Raw genomic sequence first — 21,509 nt, 5'->3', positions numbered from 1 at the left:
TGAGGAGCGGGTCCGGGGTTGAGTCCCGGCGGGGGCGAGGGGCGGAGTCCCTCGTTTCGGGAAGGGGCGGGGTGGGGGGCTTTCCGCCCCAGGCGCCCACGGTCCGCACTCGGTATTCGTCCCCGGGGCCGGGTGCCGGGTGGGATGCGGCCCCGCCCCTCCCGCCGTCCTGCGGCCCCCCGCCGGTGGCCCAGGGGGTGCGTCAGTCGGGGATACGGAGGCGCATGACCCTCGTCGCCGCGTGGCGGACCGTGCCTTCCTGGCGGACCTCGACCGTCAGGTCCGGGGCGATGGGGCGGTAGGCGATCTCGGCGCCGACCCGGTCCAGGGCAGTGGGGAGTTCGGCGGGCGGGGGCTGGAGGTCGGGCAGGTCGCGCAGGGCCGTGCTGAGCTGGGCCCGGACGGCCGTGGCGAGCGGGGCGGAGATCACGGGCGCGTCGTCGCCGGGAAGCACCAGCGCCAGGGCTCGCGGGCGGAGGCGGGGGCCGACGACACCCACGACGACGGCGTCACGCGTCTCCGAATGGCGCACCTTCCGCCAGTGGCGGCCCGGCCGGTAGGGCTGGTCCAGCTCCTTGACGACCAGACCCTCGATACCGATCTCCAGAAGCGACTCGTACCAGGTGGCGGCGAGCTGCGGATCGGTCGTCATCGGCACGGCCTGGAGCGGTGGGCCGAGCGGTTCGAGGAGCGCCATCAGCCTGGCCCGGCGCTGTTCGTACGGAAGCGGCCGCAGATCCTCCTCGCCGATCGCGAGCAGGTCGAAAGCGGCGTAGGAGGCGGGCAGTTCCCGGGCGAGCCGGCCCGCCCGGGACTCGGACGCGGCGAACGCGCGCTTCTGGACGGCGGCGAAGTCCGTACGGTTGCCCGCCCACACCACCACCTCGCCGTCGAGGACCGTGCCGGGCGGCAGCGGCCGCGCGGCGGCCTCCAGGTCGGGGAAGGCGCGGGTGATGATGCGGCCGGAGCGGGCCTGCATCCTTACGGCGTCCGCCAGCCGGAAGATCAGCAGCCGATGGCCGTCGAACTTGGGTTCGTAGGCCAGCCGCCGTCCGGGCGGGGCGGTCGGCAGGGTGGGGACGACGCGGGCCAGCGCCACGTCCACGGGCGGCTGAAGGGGCGGCTCATGGGACGACGTCATCGGTCGACCGCGCCTTCGTCGTCGGCGTCCTCTTCTCCGTCGCTTTCACCGGCACCGCCCTCGCCCGTCGGAAGCGGGCGCGCCTGCCCGGGGTCCAGCAGCGGGGCGAGCAGATCCCCGTGACGTTCGAGCCGCGCGGGGATGTCGTCGATCAGGAAGGACAGCGCCGCCGGGGCCTGGCACTCCTCGACCTCCTCCCAGGTGACGGGCGTGGAGACGGCCGGTTCGGGGACGGCGCGAGGCGTGTAGGGGGCGGCGGTGGTCTTCGCGGCCGCGTTCTGGCTGAAGTCCACGTACACCTTCCCCGGCCGCAGTGCGCGGGTCATCTTGCGGATGACCAGGTCCGGCATGGCGTTCGCGGCCTCCAGGGCCAGCCGTCTGGCGTAGGCGGTCACCTGCCGGGAGGGGGTCGGCTCCACCGGCACCAGCAGATGCAGCCCCTTGGAGCCGCTGGTCTTCGCGTACGCCGTAAGGCCGTCGGCGGCCAGTCGCTCGCGCAGCCATACGGCGACGACGCGGCAGTCCACGATCGTGGCGGGCGGCCCGGGGTCGAGGTCGAAGACGAGCCGGTCGGCGATGCCCACGCCCTGGTCGATCCGCCACATCGGGGCGTGGAGCTCCACCACGAGGTTGGCCGCCCACATCAGCGAGGGCAGGTCCTGGATCAGCACCTGCTCCGCGGTCTCCCCCTTATGGCGGGTGACCTCGGCCGTCGTCACCCAGGAAGGCGTGCCCGGAGGCGGGTTCTTGGTGAAGAACTTCTGACCGTCGGGGCCGTCCGGGTAGCGGAGGAACGCCAGCGGCCGCCCGTGCAGATGGCCGAGGAGCGGGTCCGCGGCCGACGCCAGGTAGTGCAGCAGCTCGCCCTTTGTGGTGCCGGTGGCCGGATGGATGACCTTGTCGAGGTTCCTGAGCGTGATCCGCCGCCCCTCCACCTCCGCAATCGGGGACATACGATAAGAATCTCACGAAAGGGATCAAGTATGCGATCTATCTGGAATGGGAATATTTCCTTCGGCCTGGTGAGCATTCCGATCAAGATCTATCCGGCCACCGAGGACCACTCGATCTCGTTCCGGCAGATCCACACCCGCGACGGCGGCCGCATCCGCTACCGCAAGGTCTGCGAGCTCGAGGACAGTCCGGTCGAGTCGAGCGAGATCGGGCGGGCGTACGAGGACGCGGACGGCGCGCTGGTCCCGATCACCGACGACGACCTCGCGGCCCTTCCGCTCCCCACCACCCACACCCTGGAGATCGAGGCGTTCATCTCCGCCGCCGAGATCGACCCGCTGCAGATGGGCGATGCCTACTACCTGGGCACCACCGGCGCCGCCGGGGCCAAGCCGTACACCCTGCTGCGCGAGGCGCTCAAACGCAGCGAGAAGGTCGCCATCGCCAAATACGCCCACCGTGGCCGCGAGCGGCTGGGGATGCTCCGGGTCGTGGGCGACACCATCGCGCTGCACCGGCTGCTCTGGCCGGACGAGGTGCGCGAGCCCGCGGGGGTGGCCCCCAAGGAGAAGGTGACCGTCAAGCCGGCCGAACTGGACCTCGCCGACACCCTGATGGAGACGCTCGGCGAGGTGGATCTGAACGATCTGCACGACGAATACCACGAGGCACTGGAGGAGCTGGTGGCGGCGAAGGTGTCCGGCGCCACGCCCATCGCCGAACCCGGTGAGCGGCCCGCGGGCGCGCAGGTGGTCGACCTGATGGCGGCGCTGAAGGAGAGCGTCCGCAGCGCCAAGGAGGCCCGGGGCGGGGAGGCCGAGGCCGGCGAGGCCGCGGAGGGCGGAGCCGAGGAAGAGGAGGAGGGGGCGGAGGCGACGGTCCACGAGCTGCGCGGCAAGGCCCCCGCGAAGAAGGCCGCGGCGAAGAAGGCCCCCGCGGGCGAGAAGAAGACGGCGGCGAAGAGGAGCGGGACGAAGGCGGCGAAGGCCGAGGGGAAGGCCGCCGGGAAGACGACGGGCACGAAGAAGGCCGCGACCAAGAAGACCGCGGCGAAGAAGACCACCGCGAAGAAGCAGACGGGCGGGCGCGGCACGCGGACCGCCTCCTGAGGCGGGCTTTCCCCTGCCCGCCCCTTTCCGGTCCATGGGGCTCCGCCCCCTGGACCCGGACGCCCTTCGGGCGTGTCCTCAAGCGCCGGACGGGCTGAAATCAGCCCCCAGGGGGCACCTCCCAGCGGTAGCTGGGGGAGGTTGAGGAGCGGAGTCCGGGGCGGAGCCCCGGTTGTGGGGAGGGGCGGGTAGGGGAAGGCCCGCCGCAGGCGCAACCCCGGTCAGCGGAACGCGGCCACCCGGTCCTCCACCCACTGCGCGAACGTACGCCCGGGACGGCCCGTGATGCGCTCCACCTCCGGCGAGACCGCCTGCGGCCGGTCCACCAACTCCGCGAAGACGCGCAGCAGCGAGTCCGCCATCTCCGGCGTGAGGAAGTCGCCGACCATCCGCTCCCGCGCCGCCTCGGGCGGGATCTCCTCGTACCGCAGCGGCCGACCGACGACCTCACCGATGATGCGCACCTGATCGGCGAAGCTCAGCGACTCCGGTCCGGTCAGCTCGGGCGCCTGGCCGACCAGGTCGTCGGCGAGCAGCGCACGGGCGGCGACCGCACCCATGTCGGCCTCGTGGATGGCAGCCATCTGCGCCTCGGCGTACGGCCCGTACACCACGTCCCCGGCCTTGATCTGGTCCACCCACTGCAGGGAGTTCGCGGCGAAGGCGCCCGGGCGGACGAACGTCCACTCCAGCCCCGTGCGCTCGACCTCGTCCTCCAGCGCACGGTGGCGGACGCCGATCGGGTTGGTGTGCGGATCGAGGTCCTGCAGGACGGAGGACGAGGAGAGCATCACGATCCGCCGTACACCGCTCTCCTTGGCCCGTTCCAGGAGCTTCTCGGTCCCCACCTGCCACACCACGGCGGGGTTGAGGAACAGCGCCGTGGCGCCGTCCAGGGGCATCTCCTCGGTCCGGGCCGCCCGCACGCCCTCCGGTAGCCGGGCCGCCTCGGGGTCGCGGGTGAGCGCGAGCACCTCGGCGCCCGCGTCGGCCAGCTCCTTCACCACATAACCGCCGACGTTTCCGGTGGCTCCGGTCACCACGAACATGATGAATCTCCTCGCGTGTCCTGCGACGGGTACATAACCGCAGACAGATTCATCCAAACGGATGATGTTGTCAAACGATTAGATGAGAGCCTGTCGGGACCCCCCGGCTAGCCTGTCCGGGTCGAGGAAGAGGAGATGACGACCATGCAGGGGACGCCCAAGAGGCCCCGCCGCGCCCCCACCCCCGAGGAGCGCAAGCAGTGCCCGGAGCGCTCCCGGCGGCTGCTGATGGAGGCGGCCAGGGACGTGTTCTCCGAGAAGGGGTTCGCGGGCGCCCGCGTCCAGGACATCGCAGACCGGGCGGGTCTCAACAAGCAGCTGATCGCCTACTACTTCGGCGGCAAGGAGGGCCTCTACCGGGAGCTGGGCCGCGAGTGGCTGAGGCGCGAGGCGACCTTCAACGACCCCGCGGTCCCCTTCGAGGAGTTGCTCGTCCGCTACCTCCGGGAGGCGTTCGACGACCCCCGCGGCATCCGGCTGTCCATCTGGCGCGCGCTGACCGGCGAGGTGGCGGACGAGCAGCCCGAGGACCTGTCCGACATGCGGCGCCGGCAGGCGGAGGGCGAGCTGGCGGACGACCTCGACCCGGCCGCCGTGCTGCTGATGTGCTACGCCGTGGTCTCCGCACCGGCCACGATGCCGCACGCCGTCCGCCAGATCTTCGGCATCGAGCCGGACTCGCCGGAGTTCCGGGAGCGGTGGGAGGAGCAGCTGCGCCGGATCATCCGCCACCTGGCGGCGTGAGACCCCGCCCTACTCCACCACTCCGTCGATCTGGAACGTCTGCACCGACTTCTCGGCGAACGGAACGCTCAGCCGCTTGCCGTCCAGCGCCGTGTCCCGGCGCGCGGTGTACAGATCGCCGGGACCCGAGGTGTGGGTGGACCAGCGCGGCACCAGCCCGCCGGTGCCCCCGGTGACCTGGCCGAAGCGGGACAGGTCGAAGGTCAGCGTCTGCGCGGCGCCGGGGTTGACGGCGACGAGGACGAGCCGGCGCGCGCCCGGGTCGTACGCGGCGACGGCGTGGTCCGAGCCGGTGTCCAGGATCCGCATCCCGGGGCGGATATGCCGGGTGAACTGGGCGAGCACGTAGTACTTGGTCTGCACGGCGCCGGGCTGGGCGGAGTCCGGGTCGTAGTGGATCAGCGCCCAGCCGGCGCTGGGGTCCATCACCTGCCAGTAACACCACGCCGTGGGGTGCAGCCAGCGGAAGTCCAGGCAGAGGTTGGTGGCCAGGGTCAGCCCTGTGCCGTCCTTGTCGCCGGTCTCGGAGTTCCAGAGCTTCTTACCGGCCGCACGCACATCCGTGTACAGCAGATCGCGGCGGCCGCCCGAGCCCTGGTAGCCGTGGACGTTGACCTGGTCGACCAGGGCGCGGGTGGCCGTGTCGAAGGAGCCCCAGGTGGTGCGGGCCAGGTCGTAACTGGTCTCGTCCGACGCCGAGATCCGGGTGCCGGTCAGCCCGCGCGCGTCGAGCTCGGTGCGGAGGTGGCCGAGGACGGCCCGCTGGACCGCCGCGTCGATATGGCAGCCCTCCTGCGTGCCGTCGGCCTTCCACCACGCGGAGGACGGCTCGTTGAACGCCTCGACGGTGGCGAAGCGGACGCCCCAGTGGTCCTGGGCGTAGCGGGCGGTGGCGGCGAGATAGAGCGCGAACTGGCGGTAGTTCCAGGACTGGAGGTTGTTGCCGCCGTCCGCCGCGCCGGACGGGTTGTGGTTGAGACACATCCACCACATGGGCGAATTGGAGAACAGCTCGCTGACGGCGCCGCGTTGAACGGCCTTGACCAGCGCCGCCCGCTGGACCGCGTCGGCGCCCCAGTGCCAGGCCGAGGAGGCGGGGTCCTCGCTGTTCCAGTCGTGCCAGTAGCCCTCGATCTGCTTGAACCGGGGGATGTTGGGCGAGGCCACCATGGACTCACCGCCCACACTGGTCCAGGAGCAGCCGCCGAGGTTGTAGCGGGCGATGTTCAGCCCGAGGCCGGGCAGCGATCCGCCGCCGTAGCCCACGGCCTTGGTGGTGAAGAAGAGATCGGCGAAGTCGTCCCGCTGCCCGAAGAGATTGGCCCACCAGGCGAGTGAGGTGCCCCAGCCCTCCCAGGCCCCGTGGTCGGTCCCGGGGTCGACGCCGATGGTCTCGTCGGCCCACGCGGTGCCGGTCATGAGCGCGGCGCCGAGCACAGTGGTGCCCGCCGCCGTCAGAAACGTTCTGCGCCGCATCGTCCGTCCCCTCCGCCGCACCGGCCCCCGTCGCCTACGAAGCGTCGGGGCAGCGGTGGGCGTTGTCGAGGGGTGTGACAGCGCTTTCTACGAACGGGCGGGCGAGCGGATGACGGCCCGGCGCGGTGATGGGCCGTCGGTAATTCGGTTGCCTCCGTCCGCCCCCGTGTCCACGATGTCCGGGAACTCACCGCTACGAGCAGGAGCACAGGAGCAACAGATGCGCCGATTCCTCGGAACGACTCAGCGCCCCTACCGGACGACCGTCTTCGAGGACCTCAGCATCCATGCCCAGCTCTCCACGCATCTCTCGGACCCTCAACATCGGCGTGCTCGCCCATGTCGACGCCGGTAAGACCAGCCTCACCGAGCGGCTGCTCTACGACGCCGGGGTGATCGACCGGCTCGGCAGCGTCGACGCCGGGGACACCCAGACCGATACCGGCGAGATCGAGCGGCAGCGCGGAATCACCGTACGGACCGCGGTCGCGTCCCTCACCGCCGGGGACACCCAGCTCAATCTGATCGACACCCCCGGCCACTCCGACTTCATCGCCGAGGTCGAACGCGCCCTCGGCGTGCTCGACGGCGCGGTGCTCGTACTGTCCGCCGTCGAGGGCGTCCAGGCGCAGACCCGGGTGCTGATGAAGACGCTACGGCGGCTGCGGCTTCCGGTGCTGCTCTTCATCAACAAGATCGACCGTGCGGGCGCCCGCGACGCGGGACTGCTCGCCGACATCCGGCGCACCCTGGCCCCGCATCTCCTCCCCCTGACGGCGGTACGGGAGCTGGGCACGCGGAACGCGCACGTCCGCTCGCGCTCCCTCGACGATCCGGGGATGCGCACCGCGGCGGCCGAGGTGCTGGCCGAGCTCGATGACGCGATGCTCGCGCGGGTGGTGGACGGTCCGCTCCCCTCGGCCGAGGAGGTGTGGGCCGCGCTGGCGGCCCGTACGGCGGAGGGGCTGGTGCATCCGGTCTTCTTCGGCTCGGCGCTCAGCGGTCAGGGCGTCGGGGCGCTGGTCGAGGGGGTCGCGCGGCTGGTGCCGCCCGCGCCGGGCGGGGCGGAGCCGCGGGGCACGGTCTTCGCCGTGGAGCGCGGTGGAGGCGGCGGCCGGAGCGGCCCGGGCGGAGGCAGCGGTACCCGGGGTGGCCGTACGGCGTATCTGCGGCTGTTCTCCGGTGAGGTGGCGTTGCGGCAGCGGGTGACGCTGCACCGCCGCGGGCCCGGCGGCGTCCTGACCGAGCACACCGGGCAGATCACCGCGCTGGAGGTCGTCGGCGAGGCGGGGGCCGCACGGGGGCCGCTGACCGCCGGGAACATCGCGCGGATCAAGGGGCTGCCCGGCGTCCGGGTCGGCGACCTGCTCGGGACCGTCCTCGGCGTCCCGTCGGACCGGCCGCACTTCGCCGCGCCCACCCTCCAGACCCTCGTCCACGCCCGCGAGTCCGGCGCCGCCGCCGCGTCCCGGCTGCACACCGCACTGCTCGACCTGGCCGACCAGGATCCGCTGATCCACGCGCGGGCGATGCCGGGCGGAGCCACCTCGGTATTGCTGTACGGCGAGGTGCAGAAGGAGATCATCGCGGCCACGCTGGCCCAGGACTACGGCATTGAGGCGGAGTTCGAACCGAGCCGTCCCGTGCTCGTCGAACGCCCCTCGGGGGTCGGCGAGGCCGGTCGTGAGATCGCCCGTTCCGGCCACACCGGGCCATGGGCGACCGTCGGGCTGCGCGTCGAGCCCACCGCGCGCGGCGCCGGGGTGGTCTTCGGCTACGAGACCGAACTGGGCGCGCTGCCCCGCGCGTTCCACAACGCGATCGAGGAGACCGTGTACGACACGCTGTTCCACGGCCCCCGGGGGCGCTCGGTGACGGACTGCCGGGTCGTCCTCGTCCGCTCCGGCTTCCTCGGCCCGGTGAGCACCGCGGCCGACTTCCGCGACGTCACCCCTGTGGTGCTCGAGGAGGCCCTGGAGCGGGCGGGGTGGCGGGTGTACGAGCCGTACCACGCCTTCGAGCTGGAGCTCCCGCCCGAGACGCTCACCGCGGTCACCGCCCAACTCGCCGCCGCCGAGGCGGACATCCGCGAGAGCGTGGACGGCGCCACGGGATGGCTGCTCCGGGGCGAGCTCCCGGCCCGCCGGGTGCACGGTTTCGAGCACGTCCTGCCCCGGCTGACGCACGGCGAGGGGGTGTGGTGGTCACGGCCGTGCGCCGACCGGCCGCTGCGCGCCGGGGCTGCGCGCGAACCACACGCCTAGGCGCGGCTAGATCCCGGGCGCCCCCACCCGGGTGAAGACGAGGCTGTTGCTGGTGCCGCCGGGCGTGGTGACCCGCACGTTCACCGGACCGGCGGGCCCGGACGGGGCGATGGCGGTGACCCAGGTGTCGGAGACGACGGTGAAGGAAGTGGCTGTGGTGTCGAACAGCACCGCGCTGGTCGTGGTGAGACCGCTGCCGAAGAGCGTGACGGTGGTCCCGGCGATGAGCGGCCCCTCGGCCGGCGACAGGCCGGTGAGGACGGGAACGGCGACATAGGTGTACGGGATGCCGTTGCTGGTGCCGCCGGGCGTCACCGCCGTGATCTGCACGGTGCCGCTGCCCGGCGGCGCCACCGCCGTGATCTGCGTGGCCGACACCACCGTGAACGGCAAAGCGGGCGTCGCACCGAAGCGCACCGCCGTCGCGCCGAGGAGATTGGTGCCGCTAAGGGTGACGGTGTTGCCGCCGGCTACGGGGCCCAGGGCGGGTGCGGCGCCGGTGAGGGTGGGGACGCCTACGTAGAAGTACGTCACCCCGTTGCTGGTGCCGCCCGGCCCGGTCACGGTGATCTGCACCGGCCCGGTGGCCCCCGGCGGGGCGACCGCGGTGATCTGGGTGGCCGAGACGACGGTGAACGACGTGGCGGGCGTGGAACCGAAGGTGACGGCGGTGACGCCCGTAAGGCCGCTGCCGCTGAGCGTCACCGTGTTCCCGCCGCCGACCGGGCCCTGGCCCGGGGAGACGGAGGTGAGCACGGGTACCGGCACCGCCACATAGCTGTACCCCACCCCGTTGCTCGTCCCACCCGGCCCCGCCACCATGACCTGCACAGTCCCACTGCCCGGCGGCACCACCGCCGTGATCTGCGTAGCCGACACCACCGTGAACGACGAAGCAGGCGTCGAACCAAAACGCACCGCCGTCGCACCCGTAAAGCCACTCCCCGTCAACGTGACCGTGTTCCCCCCAGCCGCCGGACCCTGCCCCGGCGACACCCCCGACACCACCGGCACCGGCACCGCCACATAGCTGTACCCCACCCCGTTGCTCGTCCCACCCGGCCCCGCCACCATGACCTGCACAGTCCCACTGCCCGGCGGGGCCACCGCCGTGATTTGGGTGGCGGAGATCACCGTGAAGCTCGTGGCATTGGCGGCCCCGAACCGTACCGCCGTCGCGGCGAGAAGGTTGGTGCCGGTCAGGGTGACGGCCGTGCCGCCGGAAGCGGGGCCCGTCGTGGGAGAGATCCCGGTGAGAGCGGGGGCGCCGGCGTAGCTGTACGCCACACCGTTGCTGGTGCCGCCCTGCGTGGTGACCGTGATCTGCACGGTGCCGTTCCCCGGCGGCGCCACCGCCGTGATCTGCGTGGCGGAGACGACGGTGAACGACGTGGCCAGGATCGGGCCGAAGCGGACCGCCGACGGCTGGATGAAGTTGCTCCCGGTCAGGGTGACCAGGGTCCCGCCGCCGGGAGAACCAGCGGCGGGAGTGACGGAACTGACCTCAGGAGGGGACGCCACGGCCGTCGAGGGACGGGTGCCTGTACCTGTGGCTTGAGGGGTACTCAAGGTGGATCTCCTTCTGGCGAGTCGTCCCACGAGTGATCAGATGCCCGGACCGGCCACGTACTGGAACGGGGTCGGGCCGGTGGCGTTGCCGGCCAGAGTGGTGACCGTGATGTCGGCGGGGCCGGGCGACCCGTCCGCGGTGGGCGGCGAGACCGCGGCCAGGCTGGTGTCGTTGATGACGGTGAACGACGCCGCGATGCCGCCGAAGGTCACCGACTGGGTGGTGGACAGGTTGGTGCCGGTGATGGTCACCGCGGTGCCGCCGGAGGGCGGGCCCGAGGTGGGTGTGAAGCCGGTGACCGTCGGCGTGTCCACATAGGTGTAGGAGAAGCCGTTGTTGCTCCCGCCCGCGGTGGTGACGCTCACCCCGACCGCCCCGGCCGCGGCACCGGCCGGTACGACCGCGGTGATCTGGCTGTCGGAGACGATGGTCGGCGTCGCGGCGGTGCCGCCGAAGTTCACGGCGGTGGCGGTGGACAGTCCGGTGCCGTTGATGGTGACGGTGTTGCCGCCGCCGAGCGGCCCGGCGCTGGTGCTCAGCGCGGACTTGAAGGGTGCGCCGATGTAGTAGAAGTTCAGCGGGTTGCTGGTGCCGCCGGGCGTGGCGACGGTCACCGGCACCACTCCGCTGCCGGATGGTGAGACGACCGTGACGGAGGTGGGGATGTTGGCGGTGATGGTGGCCAGCTTGCTGCCGAAGTGCACGGCCGTGGCACCGCCGAGGTTGACACCGGTGATGGTGACGGTCGTACCACCGGCGGTGGGCCCCTGATTGGGCGAAATGGGCATGGCGCATGGCCTCCTGAGGTGAGGGCAGGGCGTGGGTGGACGGGACCGGGCGGGCTGGACCCGCTCGCGCTCACGGGAATCCGGTGCGCGACAGCGGGCGTTGGGGCACCCGCCCGGTCCTCCTCGCGGTACGCCTGGCGCCCGGCTCCGGCGAGGACGCGGCGCCCCCAGCGCCGAAAGACAACGGCGGGGGTTCCACCGCACACTTTCAGTAATCCATCCGACGTAGCCCGCCACAAGAAGGGTGACGCCACGTCACCCGAATGGCCGGGCGTGCGGGATGGGCCGGGCCGGGCACCGCACGCGCCCGGCCTGCCATCCCGCTCCACGCCGTCCCGGCACGCCCCTTTCCGGGCCCGGGTCCGCCCCTCACCCGTTCCCGTGACCCATCGGACGGACGGGTCACTTCCGTACCTCCCGGGCGTATGCTCTTGCCACATGGGGGCGGAAATGGGCATTACCGCCGATGAGACCTCCAGCGGGGGCACTTGGCGGGTAAGGATCCGGAGTTCGGCCGGTGACGTCCTGGGCGCCGGAATCCTTCTGGGCAGCGAGACGGTGTTGACGTGCGCCCATGTGATCCCCGACGACGGGCTCCCGGTGCCCGCCACCGAGGTGCTGGTCGACCTGGTCGAGGTGCCCGACGCCGCACCGGTCCCCGCACGCGTCGCCGACGGCTGCTGGGTGCCCCAGCGCTCCGACGGATGCGGCGATGTGGCGCTACTGCGGCTGGGCCGGCCGCAGCCCGCCGAGCACGCCGCGCCGCTCTACCGGCTGCCGCCGGTGCTCGGCCGCCCGGTGTGGATGGGCGGCTTCCCCAAGGGGCTCGACAACGGCCACTATCTGCGCGCCAAGACCGCCGGGCGGGTCGGCCCCCGGGCGGAGTGGGTGGGGCTCGACCCCAAGTCGCCCCGGGATGTGGTCCGTAAGGGCTTCAGCGGCGCCGGGGTGGAGGACGAGGCGACCCGGCATGTGATCGGCATGGTCGTCAGCCGGTACGACGACCCCGTCGGCGTTCCTTCCGCCGAGCGCCTCAGCGTCTCCTACATGATCCCGGTGGAGACGATCGTGCGCCATCTGCCCGTGGTCCACCGCTGGTTACGGGGCGACCCCGGGGTGGACCGGCCGCTGGTCTCCCGGTTGACCACCGGCGTCCAGGACATCGGCTTCGCCCAGCGGCTCGCCGTATGGCTGCGCCGGGATCCCCTCACCGGGCGCCCGGACATCGCGGACGTGGAGACCGTGGTCATCGAGGACGACGACCACGCGCGGTACGAGGCGCTCAGCCGCGCCATCACCCTCGCCGACCGCGAGCTGTCGGGCGGCGGCCTGGACGAGGCGGTCTCCGCCGCGCCGCACGGCACCGTACCGCCGCTGGGCAGTGTGGACCTGGCCATCGACGTCACCGGGCGCACCGACACCGAGGTCGCGCTGCGGGTCGCGGACCGGATGGATCTGCGCTCGCCCGGCGACACCTCCCCGCTCAGCCGGGTCCGGGCCAACGCGGTGCCGCTCACCATCGTGGCCGTCGGCGTGGACCGCGCCCGCGATCCGGAGGCGCTGGTCGGCTTCATGAAGCTGCTCGCCGACCGGGGCGGCCGGCTGATGCTGGTCTTCCGCGACCCCCACTCCCGTGGACTGCGCCTGGCCGAGCGGCTGTTCCGCCCCGAGGCGGCCCGGATCGACGGCTGGCTGGACGAGCTCGCCGGCCGGGTGGCCCTCGCCGCCGACCGCGAGCACGAGGCGGCGGAGCGCGGGGCGCGCCGCTCGTGCTTGTCGGACGCCGAGGACGCGACGGCCTTACGGATCAATCTGACCCGGCTGCGCTCCGACCCCGAGCTGCGCTCCCATCGCATCGTCGCCAAGCTGGCCGCGTTCGAGCACACGGTCCGGACGGTCGCCGAGCGGGCCGAGGAGACGCTGCGGGTGATCGAGGCCCAGCAGCCCGCGGTCCAGGAGCTGAAGTGGCAGCTGGTGTCGTACACGGCGATGCTCGGGAGCAAGGCCGAATCCGAGCGGGCGGAGCTGATTCCGCTGCACCGCGCCGCGGTGCGGCTGCTGGCCACGGTGCCCTGTGATCTGCCGGAGGCCCGCCGCGCCGTCGACCGGTTCGTGGCCGCCGTGCACACACCGCCGGAGGAGGAGGCGCCATGACGGACGGCCATCGTCCGAACGGCGGTCGTCCGGACCGCAATGGCCCGGACCTCAACCGCCCGCACTGCAATCGCCCGGACTGCCGCGGCGAGGGCCTGGGGCGGATCAACGCCCGGGGGTTCTGCACGGAGTGCGGCCGCAAGACCCTGCCCACCGCCCCCGAGCCCACTCCCCCACCCAGCCAGGCGCGCACTCTCCCACCCACCCGGCCCGGCGAAGCCCTGATGTCGGAGTCCACCGCCACCACGGCCCGTGCCCGCCGCCGCGATGTGGCGCGGAAGTTCACCGTCCGGCCGGCGGGCGAGGATCCGCTGGCCCTGCCCCGGGTCGAACTGCCGTCGCTGCGCGACCTGGTGATGGACGATCCGCATCCCCCCTCGCGCGGCCAGACCTGCGGCCGGGAAGGGTGCGAGGAGATCGTGGGCGCGCCCTACGCCGGGCAGCCCGCGCTCTCCAGGGGCTACTGCCCGCGCTGCCGCCATCCGTTCGACTTCGCCCCGCGGCTGAGCCCCGGGGATCTGCTGGGCGATCAGTACCGGGTGATCGGCTGCGTGGGGTACGGCGGGCTCGGCTGGGTCTATCTCGCCGAGGACACCCAGCTGGACGACCAGCCCGTGGCCATCAAGGGCCTGATCAACAACAAGGACGAGGCGGCCCTGCGGACGGCGGTCGAGGAGCGCCGCTATCTGACCATGCTCGACCACCCCGGCATCGTCCGGATCATCAACTACGTCACCCAGCCCGACCCCCGGGACGAGACCGCGCTGACGGGCTACATCGTGATGGAGTTCGTCGGCGGGATGACTCTCGCCCAGATCAAGGACCACATCGCGGACGCGGTGAAGCCGTACGACGGGCCGCGGCTGTACGAGCACATCCTTGCCTACGGCTGTCTGGTGCTGCGCGCGGTGGGCTATCTGCACGGCGAGAAGCTGCTGTACTGCGATCTCAAACCGAGCAATGTGATGCACTACGAGGACCGGGTCAAGGTGATCGACCTCGGCGCGGTGCGGCGGCTGGGCCAGCGGGACGGCGGGCCGCCCGTGATCACCGAGGCGTTCGCCGCCCCCGAGGTGCTGGCCCGTGGCGCCTCGGCCCTCACCGAGCGCCATGATCTCTTCGGGGTCGGCAGGACGCTCGAAGAGCTCTCCGACAAGGCCACCCGGCAGGCCCAGCGGCCGCCGGGCCTGGGCGCCGAGTCCTACCGCCGGGTGCTGGCCCGCGCCACCGCGGCCGACCCGGAGCGGCGGTTCGGATCGGCCGCGGAGATGTCCGAGCAACTGTGGGGCGTGCTGCGGGAGATCCACTCGTTGCGGCTCAGCCGGGAGCAGCCCGAGCCGTCCACGCTCTTCGCCCCGACCTCGGCGCTGCTGGATTCCTCGCTGGGCCGGATCCCGGACCTGGAGCGCTGGCTGGACGGGGAGCCGCGCCCGCTGCTGGCGTCCGGGCTGCCCCGGCCGGAGCGGGTGCCGCCCGGGCTGCCGGTGCCGTTCCCGGACGCGGCGGATCCCGGCGCGGCGCTGCTGGGCGTGCCGACCGACAGCGGGCCCCGGCGGCTGATCGAGCAGTTGCACGCCTTCCCCCGCCCCTCCGCCGAGATCCGACTGCGCACCTGCCGCGCCTATCTGGAGCTGGGCGAACGGGAGGCGGCGGCCCAGGAGTTGGCGATCGCCGTGGAGCTGATCGGCTCGGCCGCCCGGTACGACTGGCGGCTGTCCTGGCACCGCGCCCTGCTGCGGCTGGCGGACGGCGCGGTGGCCGACGCCCAGCGGGAGTTCGACGAGGTCTACAGCGCCCTGCCCGGGGAGTACGCGCCCAAGCTGGCGCTGGGCTACTGCGCCGAGCACCTGGGCGACCACGAGGCCGCCAAGGGGTTCTACGAGGCGGTGTGGCAGCGCAACCGCTCGCAGGGCAGCGCCGCGTTCGGGCTGGCCCGGCTCCGGCTCGCGGCGGGCGACCGGGGCGGCACGGTGGACATCCTCGGCGGGGTGCCGAAGGTCTCCCGCCACTACGACGCCGCGCGGATCGCCATCGTGCGGGTGCTGTCGGGGCGGCTGGGGCATCCCGACGCCCTGCCGGCGGCCGAGGATCTGGCGGAGGTGCGCACCCGGCTGCCGCGGCTGTATCTGGACGAGGGGCGGGAGTCCGGCCCGGCCCGCGACCGGCTGACCGCGGAGTCGCTGGAGGTGGCGCTGGACTGGGCGGAGCGTCAGTCCGGTGCCGGGGAGCGGATGGGTGAGCCCGCTGGGCACGCCCGTTCACGGCGCTGGGGGCGGAAGGGGCGCGCCGCCGCGGCTGAAGCGCTCCGGAGGGGAACCGAACCCCCGTCGCTGGTGTATGGGGAGTGGGAGGACGAAAGCGCGCTGCGCGCCGAATTGGAGCTGACCCTGCGCCGGCTGGCCCGGCAGGCGGACAGCCCCGAGGCGCTCGGTGCGCTGATCGACCACGCGAACGCCATCAGGCCCGTGACCCGCGTCTGACGTCTGACAGGGGGATCAGATGAACGAGGACCGCAGAGAGCGACAACACGCCCCAGGCCCGGAGGGCGCGGACGGGGGTCCGGCCCTCACCCTGCGGGTGCATCAGAACAAGTACCTCCCCGCCTCGGCGGGCCGCACCGAGATGCACGCCATCGTCAGCGTGCGGGCCCGCGGCTTGGGCCCGGCGGCGGCCCGTACCGCCGCTTCGGAGGTCATCGTCATCGACTGCTCGATGTCGATGAGCTGGCCGCCGACGAAGATCGCGGCGGCGCGGCGGGCCACCGCCACCGCGGTCGGCATACTCCGCGACGGCACCCGCTTCGCGATCGTCGAGGGCACCGAACAGGCCCAGGTCGTCTATCCGTTCACCGGCGGCATGGCGGTCGCGGGGCCCGACACCAAGGCCGCCGCCGCCCGGGTGGCGGCCCGGCTGCCCGCGATCGGCGGCACCGCGATCGGCTCCTGGCTGGATCTCGCCCGCCGGCTCCATCTGCGGCAGCCCACCGCGATCCAGCACACCCTGCTGCTCACCGACGGCCGCAATGAACACGACCCGCCCGGCTATCTGGACAAGGTGCTGGACGCCTGTGCCCCGCATTTCACCTGTGACGCGCGCGGGATCGGCGACGGCTGGGACGCCACCGAGCTGAAGCGGATCGCGCGCCGGCTGCACGGCAGGGCCGACGCGGTCCTGGAGGACGCCGCGTTGGCCACCGAGTTCGAGGAGATGGTCTCCGCCTCGATGGCCAAGGCGCTGGCCGGGGTGCGGATCCGGATCCGCACCCGGGCGGGCAGCCGGGTCGGCTTCGTCAAGCAGGTGCACCCCACCCGGGTGGACGTGACCGACGAGGGTGTCCGCCCCGATGAGCGCACCTGGGAGTGGACCACCAAGGCGTGGGGCGACGAGACCCGCGAGTACCAGGTGTCCGTGCTCGCCGATCCGCGGGGCGATCCGACGGGCGAGGACGTCGAGCTGGCCACGGTGGAGCTGGCGGTGGAGGGCGACACCGCGCTGCCGCCGCCCGAGCCGGAGCCCCTGCTGGTCCAGTGGACGGACGATGTGCTGCTGTCGTCCAGGATCGACCCCCGGCTGGCCCACTACGACGCCGACTCCGAGCTGGGCCACGCCATCACCGCGGGCTGCGACGCCTACGAGGCGGGTGACCGGGAGCGGGCCCGCCGCCAGTGGGGGCGCGCCGTCCAGCTCGCCCATCAGCTGGGCAGCGAGAAGATGCTGGCCCGGCTGAGCGGGCTGGTGCACATCGTCGACGCCGCCACCGGCGAGGTGCGGATCCGCGAGCCCATCCGGCCGCTGGACCTCAACTCGGCGATCATCGTGTCGGAGGAGAGCGTCCACTTCGCGGGGGTGGAGCGCCCGAGGGCCGCCGCGCCGCCCGCCGCGGATGTCATCTGCCCGGCCTGCGGGCGCCGGTCGCCCGCCACCGCCGAGTTCTGCCAGCAGTGCGACACTCCGCTGGGCGCCGAACCGGGCGGCGCGACATGAGCGGCACCCGCGCCTTCCTGGTCCGCCGGCTGATCGCCCTGCTGGTGGTCACGGCGGTGGCCGTGACCACGCTGCTGGCCGCGTACTACGGCGTCAGCCGTAACTCCGCGGCGGTGACCGACCGGTCCACCCCGGCGATACTGCAGGTCGCCGCATCCATCGACGCGCTGAACGCCTCCTACGACGAGGCGCAGCGCAGCATCTCGAGCCCCACCGCGGAGTTCGAGGGGCTCAGCGAGGAGTACCGCAACCAGCTGTCGACGGCCAAGCAGAGCCTGGCCCAGGTGTCCAAGAGCACCATCGGGGGCGAGTCGGCGCGCGGGTCGCTGCGCACCGCCGCGGCGCTGGTGACCTCCTATGGCGACACCGTCGAGCAGGCGTATGCGAACCGCGACAACCCGACGCTCCGGGATGCCTATCTGGGGTACGCCGACTCGATACTGCGGCACGGCCACAGCGGCATTCTCGACCGCCTGAAGGCGGTGCAGAAGCGGCAGTTCGACGTGCTCGCCGACCAGACCTCCTTCGGCTGGCTGCTGACGTTCGCCTGGTGGCTGCTGGTGCCGGGGCTGTTCCTCACGCTGGCGGCGCTGCTGGTGCACACCCAGCGCTTCCTGCGGCGCCGCTTCCGCCGGCTGGTCAATCCCTGGCTGGCGGCGGCGACCGCGCTGCTCATCGCGCTGCTGCCGCTGGCCGCCTTCACATATCAGACCCAGGACCGGCTGGAGTCGGCCGGGGCCAGCCTGACCCGATCGGACATCGGCCGCACCGGCGGCCCCACCGCCAGGAAGGTGGCGAGGACGATGCGGAACGCGCACTGGCAGGCCGGTGCGGTCGGCTGGATACCCGTGGGCGGCGCCGTGCTGGCCGCGCTGATCCTGGTCGGTCTGCAGCCGCGTATCGACGAGTACCGGTTCCAGCCCCGATGAGCGCGGCGAAGCGGTCCGGCCAGGCCACGGCCACGCTCCTCGGGCTGTGGATGGTGCTGCTGTGTGTCGTGGGCGCGGGCGATACGAGCGGCTGGCAGTCGCGCGGCAGTGTCAGCGTGCTCGCCTCCTGGACCGGCGCCGAAGGCGAGGCGTTCCGGAACTTGCTCGACTCGTTCACCCGGCGCACCGGCATCCATGTCGACTACCAGGGCACCACCGCGCTGCGCGAGGTGCTGTCCTCGGAGGTCGGCTCCGGAACGCCACCCGACATCGCCGTGCTGCCCAGCTCGGGCGAGCTGGCCGCCTACGCCCGTCAGCGCCAGCTGACCCCGCTGGACGGAGTGCTCCCGAGCCAGGAGCCCACGGCCTACGGGCGGCTGTGGACACCCCGGCTGAGCGCCGACGGGCCGGTCTACGGCATCGCGGTCAAGGCCGATCTGAAGAGCATCGTGTGGTACGACCGTGACCGCCGCCGGGGCACGCTGCCCGCCCTCGCCGCCGACGGCCGCCAGTGGTGTGTGGGCATGGGCGGCGACGCGACCTCCGGCTGGCCCGGCACCGACTGGATCGAGGATCTGCTGCTCCAGCAGCAGGGCAGATCGGTCTACCAGGACTGGGCCACCGGCGGGCTGCCGTGGACGGACCCCCGGGTGAGACGGGCCTGGCAGAGCTGGGGATCGCTCTTCGACAAGGACACCGCGCGCACCGCGCTGATCACCGACTTCCGCGAGGCGGGCACCAAGCTGTTCAAGGCGGACCCGCCGTGCGCGGTGGAGCACCAGGGGTCGTTCATCCGCGGTGGCTACCCCCGCCCCGCCGAGGCGGACTTCGCCTTCTCCCCCGGGCTCCTCCCCGATACCGACGGGCGGTCCACCGCCCGCGAGGTGTCGGGGGACTTCGCCGCGATGTTCCGCGACACCCCGCAGGCACAGGAGCTGATGCGCTATCTGATCTCGGCCGACGCCCAGCGGACCTGGGGCAGGAAGACCGCCGGCAGCAGCACCCACCCGTTCTTCGCCAATCGCGACGTCCCGCTCGACGCCCAGGGCGACGACGCCGTGGACCGGAGGATCGCCACGACCCTCCGGGACTCGGCCTCGCTGTGCCTGGACGCCTCCGACGCCATGCCCACCCGGATGCGGCTCGCCTTCCAGCGCGCCGCGCTGACCTACCTCAGCGACACCACCCGGCAGCCGGACGGGCTGCTGCGCAGTCTGGAGAAGGTCCGCCAAAGCCTGCGCGGCGCACCCGACCAGCCCTGGCTGTCCACGGTCTGCGGCTGAGCAGGCTCACGGAACCATCTCGTCCGGGCAGGGTGTGCCCCGCGGCAGCTGGTACTTGCCCGTTATCCGGTAGACGCCGGGCCGGGGGGCGTGCAGCACCGTCCACTCGTCCTCCGGCTGGCCCTCCTCACCGCCCTCGGTCTGCTTGGTGAGGCAGCCCTCGCGGTTGACCGGCAGCTGGTCGTCCTCCCCCTTCGGGGCCCGGACGCTGTGCCCGTCGTTGTCCACCAGACCCAGCCACGGCGAGTACGGGATGCGGATGAGCACCGGGCCCTTGGCGCGGACCGACAGCACCAGCTGGTCGGCGCTCGCGCGCTGCACGGTGGCGGGCGGGTCGGCGATCTGCGTCGGGTCCTTGACCTCGTACAGCTTCCAGTTGGCGTCCGACCAGACCTGGCGCAGATACGGCAGCTCCGTGCCGAGCAGCTTGGCCTCCTGCTCCGCCGCGGTGTCCGGGTCGTCCGCGGGCAGCACCACATAGTGCACCGCCCAGCGCTTGAGCCATTCGTGGTAGCTGGCCGGGGTCAGGGTGTCATCACCGTAGAAGATCGGGTTCCGGTCGAGGTCGCGCTGGCGGTTCCAGCCGCGCGCCAGATTGACGTACGGGGCGAGCGCGGAGGACTCGCGGTGGCTGCGCACCGGAACCACCTCGACCCGGCCCCGGTCGGCCTTCTCCCGCTTGAGCCGGTCGACCAGCGGCGCCAGCTCACGGGCCCAGGACGCCGAGGGGGTGGTGTGGATGACATCGTCGGCGGTCTTGACCCCCTGCCAGACCGTGACGGTGGCGAGCGCCAGCACCAGGACGGTCCAGCGGCGGCCCGCGGGCGTCGAGCGCAGCTCGGCGCGCGGGGGCTTGCGCAGGGCGGGCAGCACGGCGATCAGCACCACTCCGCCGAAGATCATGCCGAGGCGGGAGATATTGGTGCCGATCTGGGAGGGGATCACCCAGGTGAGCACCACCCCGAAGCAATACAGCCCGGCCCCGACCCGCACCGTCGACCAGGTGCGCGGCACGCACATCAGCACGGCGGCGCCGGTGATGAACGGCAGGATCACCGACCCGATGCCCATCGGCTGCTCACCGGAGAACGGGAACAGCCACGCCGACAGGCCGACCACCAGCGCGGGCGTGATCCCCAGCGCGTACGCGGCGGGGCGCCGCTTGGTCAGCCACAGACCGGCGGCGACAACGCCCACGAACAGGCCGGCCACCGGGCTGGACATGGTCGACAGCGCGGCCAGCAGGGCGGCCAGTATGAATCGTCCGGTCTTGTGATGCCAGCGCCGGGACCGCCACCTGCGCGGCCAGGCGAAGATCACGGCCACCGCCGCGAGCCCGAACATCGCGCCGAGCCCGAAGGTCACCCGGCCCGAGATGGCGTTGCAGGCCAGCGCGAACGCGCCGTAGAGGGCGGGCCACAACGGCCGCCGCACGGCACGGCTGCGCACCAGCAGCAGCGCGAGCAGCCCGGCGGACAGCGTCCCCGCGATCACCATCGTCGAGCGGACTCCGAGGACCGCCATCAGATAGGGCGAAATGACGCTGTATGAGACCGGGTGCATCCCGCCGTACCAGGCCAGGTTGTACGCCGAGTCCGGGTGCTGGAGGGCGAACTCCGCCCAGGCGTCCTGCGCGGCGAGGTCACCGCCGCTGTTCGCGAGCAGCGCCACCCACAGCAGATGCAGCAGCGCGGCGGCGGCCAGCGAGGCGCACACAGGATGGCGCAGGGCCGTCCGGGCGCGCTGGAGCAGCCCGCCGGAAGCGGCCTGGCCGCTCTCACGCTCCGCCTCGGCCGGGCCCGTCGGCTCGGCCGGCCAGCGCTGCGTGGGTACGCGTATTCGTGCGGCGGTGCTCTCCTCCGAGCCCCCGCTTTCATCGGCCCGTGTCGGATCCACGGTGGTCACTGCGGCTCTCCCCGTCTTCCCCCGAGGTCTGCCCCATCGTCCTCAACCCCGCACCGGATCACTCCGGTTCGCATGCGGCGGGTCCAGGCCGGGGACCCACCGACGCTAGCACGCGCCGGCGGCCCCGAACCGCGTCGGGCCCCGGCGGCGTTTCGCGCC

Annotated in this window: 15 protein-coding genes; 8 read left to right on the top strand and 7 right to left on the bottom strand. The window is 72.6% G+C overall.

The genetic code is table 11. The features are described 5' to 3' along the window. Positions 1-202 precede the first annotated feature (202 nt). Positions 203-1,141 (bottom strand): ATP-dependent DNA ligase, encoded by a 939-nt coding sequence (locus tag ACFYOY_RS23750; RefSeq protein WP_351886519.1) that lies wholly within the window; start codon positions 1,139-1,141, stop codon positions 203-205. Further along, positions 1,138-2,094 (bottom strand): non-homologous end-joining DNA ligase, encoded by a 957-nt coding sequence (gene ligD / locus ACFYOY_RS23745; protein ID WP_351886516.1) that lies wholly within the window; start codon positions 2,092-2,094, stop codon positions 1,138-1,140. Before ligD ends, ACFYOY_RS23750 begins: the two co-directional genes overlap by 4 nt. A 30-nt stretch (positions 2,095-2,124) precedes the next feature. On the opposite strand from ligD, the gene ACFYOY_RS23740 reads away from it, so the two are divergent. Further along, entirely contained in the window at positions 2,125-3,204 is a 1,080-nt protein-coding gene (locus ACFYOY_RS23740; RefSeq protein WP_351886513.1) for a Ku protein, read from the top strand. 221 nt (positions 3,205-3,425) lie between these two features. On the opposite strand, the gene ACFYOY_RS23735 is transcribed toward ACFYOY_RS23740, so the two are convergent. Further along, positions 3,426-4,253, bottom strand: a complete 828-nt coding sequence (locus tag ACFYOY_RS23735; RefSeq protein ID WP_351886510.1) for an NAD(P)H-binding protein — start codon at positions 4,251-4,253, stop codon at positions 3,426-3,428. A 135-nt stretch (positions 4,254-4,388) separates the two neighbouring features. Here ACFYOY_RS23735 and ACFYOY_RS23730 point away from each other — a divergent pair, with 135 nt between their 5' ends. Next, positions 4,389-4,997 (top strand): TetR family transcriptional regulator, encoded by a 609-nt coding sequence (locus ACFYOY_RS23730; protein ID WP_351886507.1) that lies wholly within the window; start codon positions 4,389-4,391, stop codon positions 4,995-4,997. Between the two features lie 9 nt (positions 4,998-5,006). Here ACFYOY_RS23730 and ACFYOY_RS23725 read toward each other — a convergent pair whose 3' ends face one another. After that, positions 5,007-6,473: a glycoside hydrolase gene (locus ACFYOY_RS23725; RefSeq protein WP_351886504.1), complete on the bottom strand. Its 1,467-nt coding sequence runs from the start codon at positions 6,471-6,473 to the stop codon at positions 5,007-5,009. 287 nt (positions 6,474-6,760) lie between these two features. Here ACFYOY_RS23725 and otr(A) point away from each other — a divergent pair, with 287 nt between their 5' ends. Beyond that, on the top strand, positions 6,761-8,737 hold the full coding sequence (gene otr(A), locus ACFYOY_RS23720; protein ID WP_388589364.1) for a tetracycline resistance ribosomal protection protein Otr(A): 1,977 nt from the start codon (positions 6,761-6,763) through the stop codon (positions 8,735-8,737). A 6-nt stretch (positions 8,738-8,743) separates the two neighbouring features. Here the strand turns inward: otr(A) and ACFYOY_RS23715 are convergent, their stop codons facing one another. Next, entirely contained in the window at positions 8,744-10,306 is a 1,563-nt protein-coding gene (locus ACFYOY_RS23715) for an IPT/TIG domain-containing protein (protein WP_388589361.1), read from the bottom strand. A 36-nt stretch (positions 10,307-10,342) separates the two neighbouring features. Beyond that, positions 10,343-11,095 (bottom strand): IPT/TIG domain-containing protein, encoded by a 753-nt coding sequence (locus ACFYOY_RS23710; protein WP_351886495.1) that lies wholly within the window; start codon positions 11,093-11,095, stop codon positions 10,343-10,345. A 438-nt stretch (positions 11,096-11,533) separates the two neighbouring features. Here ACFYOY_RS23710 and ACFYOY_RS23705 point away from each other — a divergent pair, with 438 nt between their 5' ends. Genes ACFYOY_RS23705 through ACFYOY_RS23685 form a run of 5 tightly spaced genes read left to right on the top strand, consistent with a single transcriptional unit; the run spans position 11,534 to position 19,445 of the window. After that, positions 11,534-13,249 (top strand): serine protease, encoded by a 1,716-nt coding sequence (locus ACFYOY_RS23705; RefSeq protein ID WP_388589358.1) that lies wholly within the window; start codon positions 11,534-11,536, stop codon positions 13,247-13,249. After that, on the top strand, positions 13,246-15,729 hold the full coding sequence (locus ACFYOY_RS23700; RefSeq protein WP_388589355.1) for a tetratricopeptide repeat protein: 2,484 nt from the start codon (positions 13,246-13,248) through the stop codon (positions 15,727-15,729). The genes ACFYOY_RS23705 and ACFYOY_RS23700 overlap by 4 nt, the downstream gene beginning before the upstream one ends. A 19-nt stretch (positions 15,730-15,748) precedes the next feature. Then, positions 15,749-17,233 carry a VWA domain-containing protein gene (locus ACFYOY_RS23695; RefSeq protein WP_351886488.1) on the top strand — a complete coding sequence of 495 codons (1,485 nt, stop codon included), beginning with the start codon at positions 15,749-15,751 and terminating at the stop codon, positions 17,231-17,233. Then, entirely contained in the window at positions 17,230-18,162 is a 933-nt protein-coding gene (locus ACFYOY_RS23690; protein ID WP_388589352.1) for a hypothetical protein, read from the top strand. The genes ACFYOY_RS23695 and ACFYOY_RS23690 overlap by 4 nt, the downstream gene beginning before the upstream one ends. Beyond that, positions 18,159-19,445: an ABC transporter substrate-binding protein gene (locus tag ACFYOY_RS23685; RefSeq protein WP_388589349.1), complete on the top strand. Its 1,287-nt coding sequence runs from the start codon at positions 18,159-18,161 to the stop codon at positions 19,443-19,445. Before ACFYOY_RS23690 ends, ACFYOY_RS23685 begins: the two co-directional genes overlap by 4 nt. Positions 19,446-19,451: 6 nt before the next feature. Here the strand turns inward: ACFYOY_RS23685 and ACFYOY_RS23680 are convergent, their stop codons facing one another. Beyond that, positions 19,452-21,350 carry an MFS transporter gene (locus ACFYOY_RS23680; RefSeq protein WP_351886480.1) on the bottom strand — a complete coding sequence of 633 codons (1,899 nt, stop codon included), beginning with the start codon at positions 21,348-21,350 and terminating at the stop codon, positions 19,452-19,454. Positions 21,351-21,509: the final 159 nt, after the last annotated feature.

It is taken from the genome of Streptomyces sp. NPDC007875 (assembly GCF_042868035.1).
Lineage (GTDB): Bacteria > Actinomycetota > Actinomycetes > Streptomycetales > Streptomycetaceae > Streptomyces > Streptomyces antimycoticus.
The sequence above is the reverse complement of the archived record's forward strand: the minus strand, read 5'-3'. Positions and strand labels throughout refer to the sequence as shown.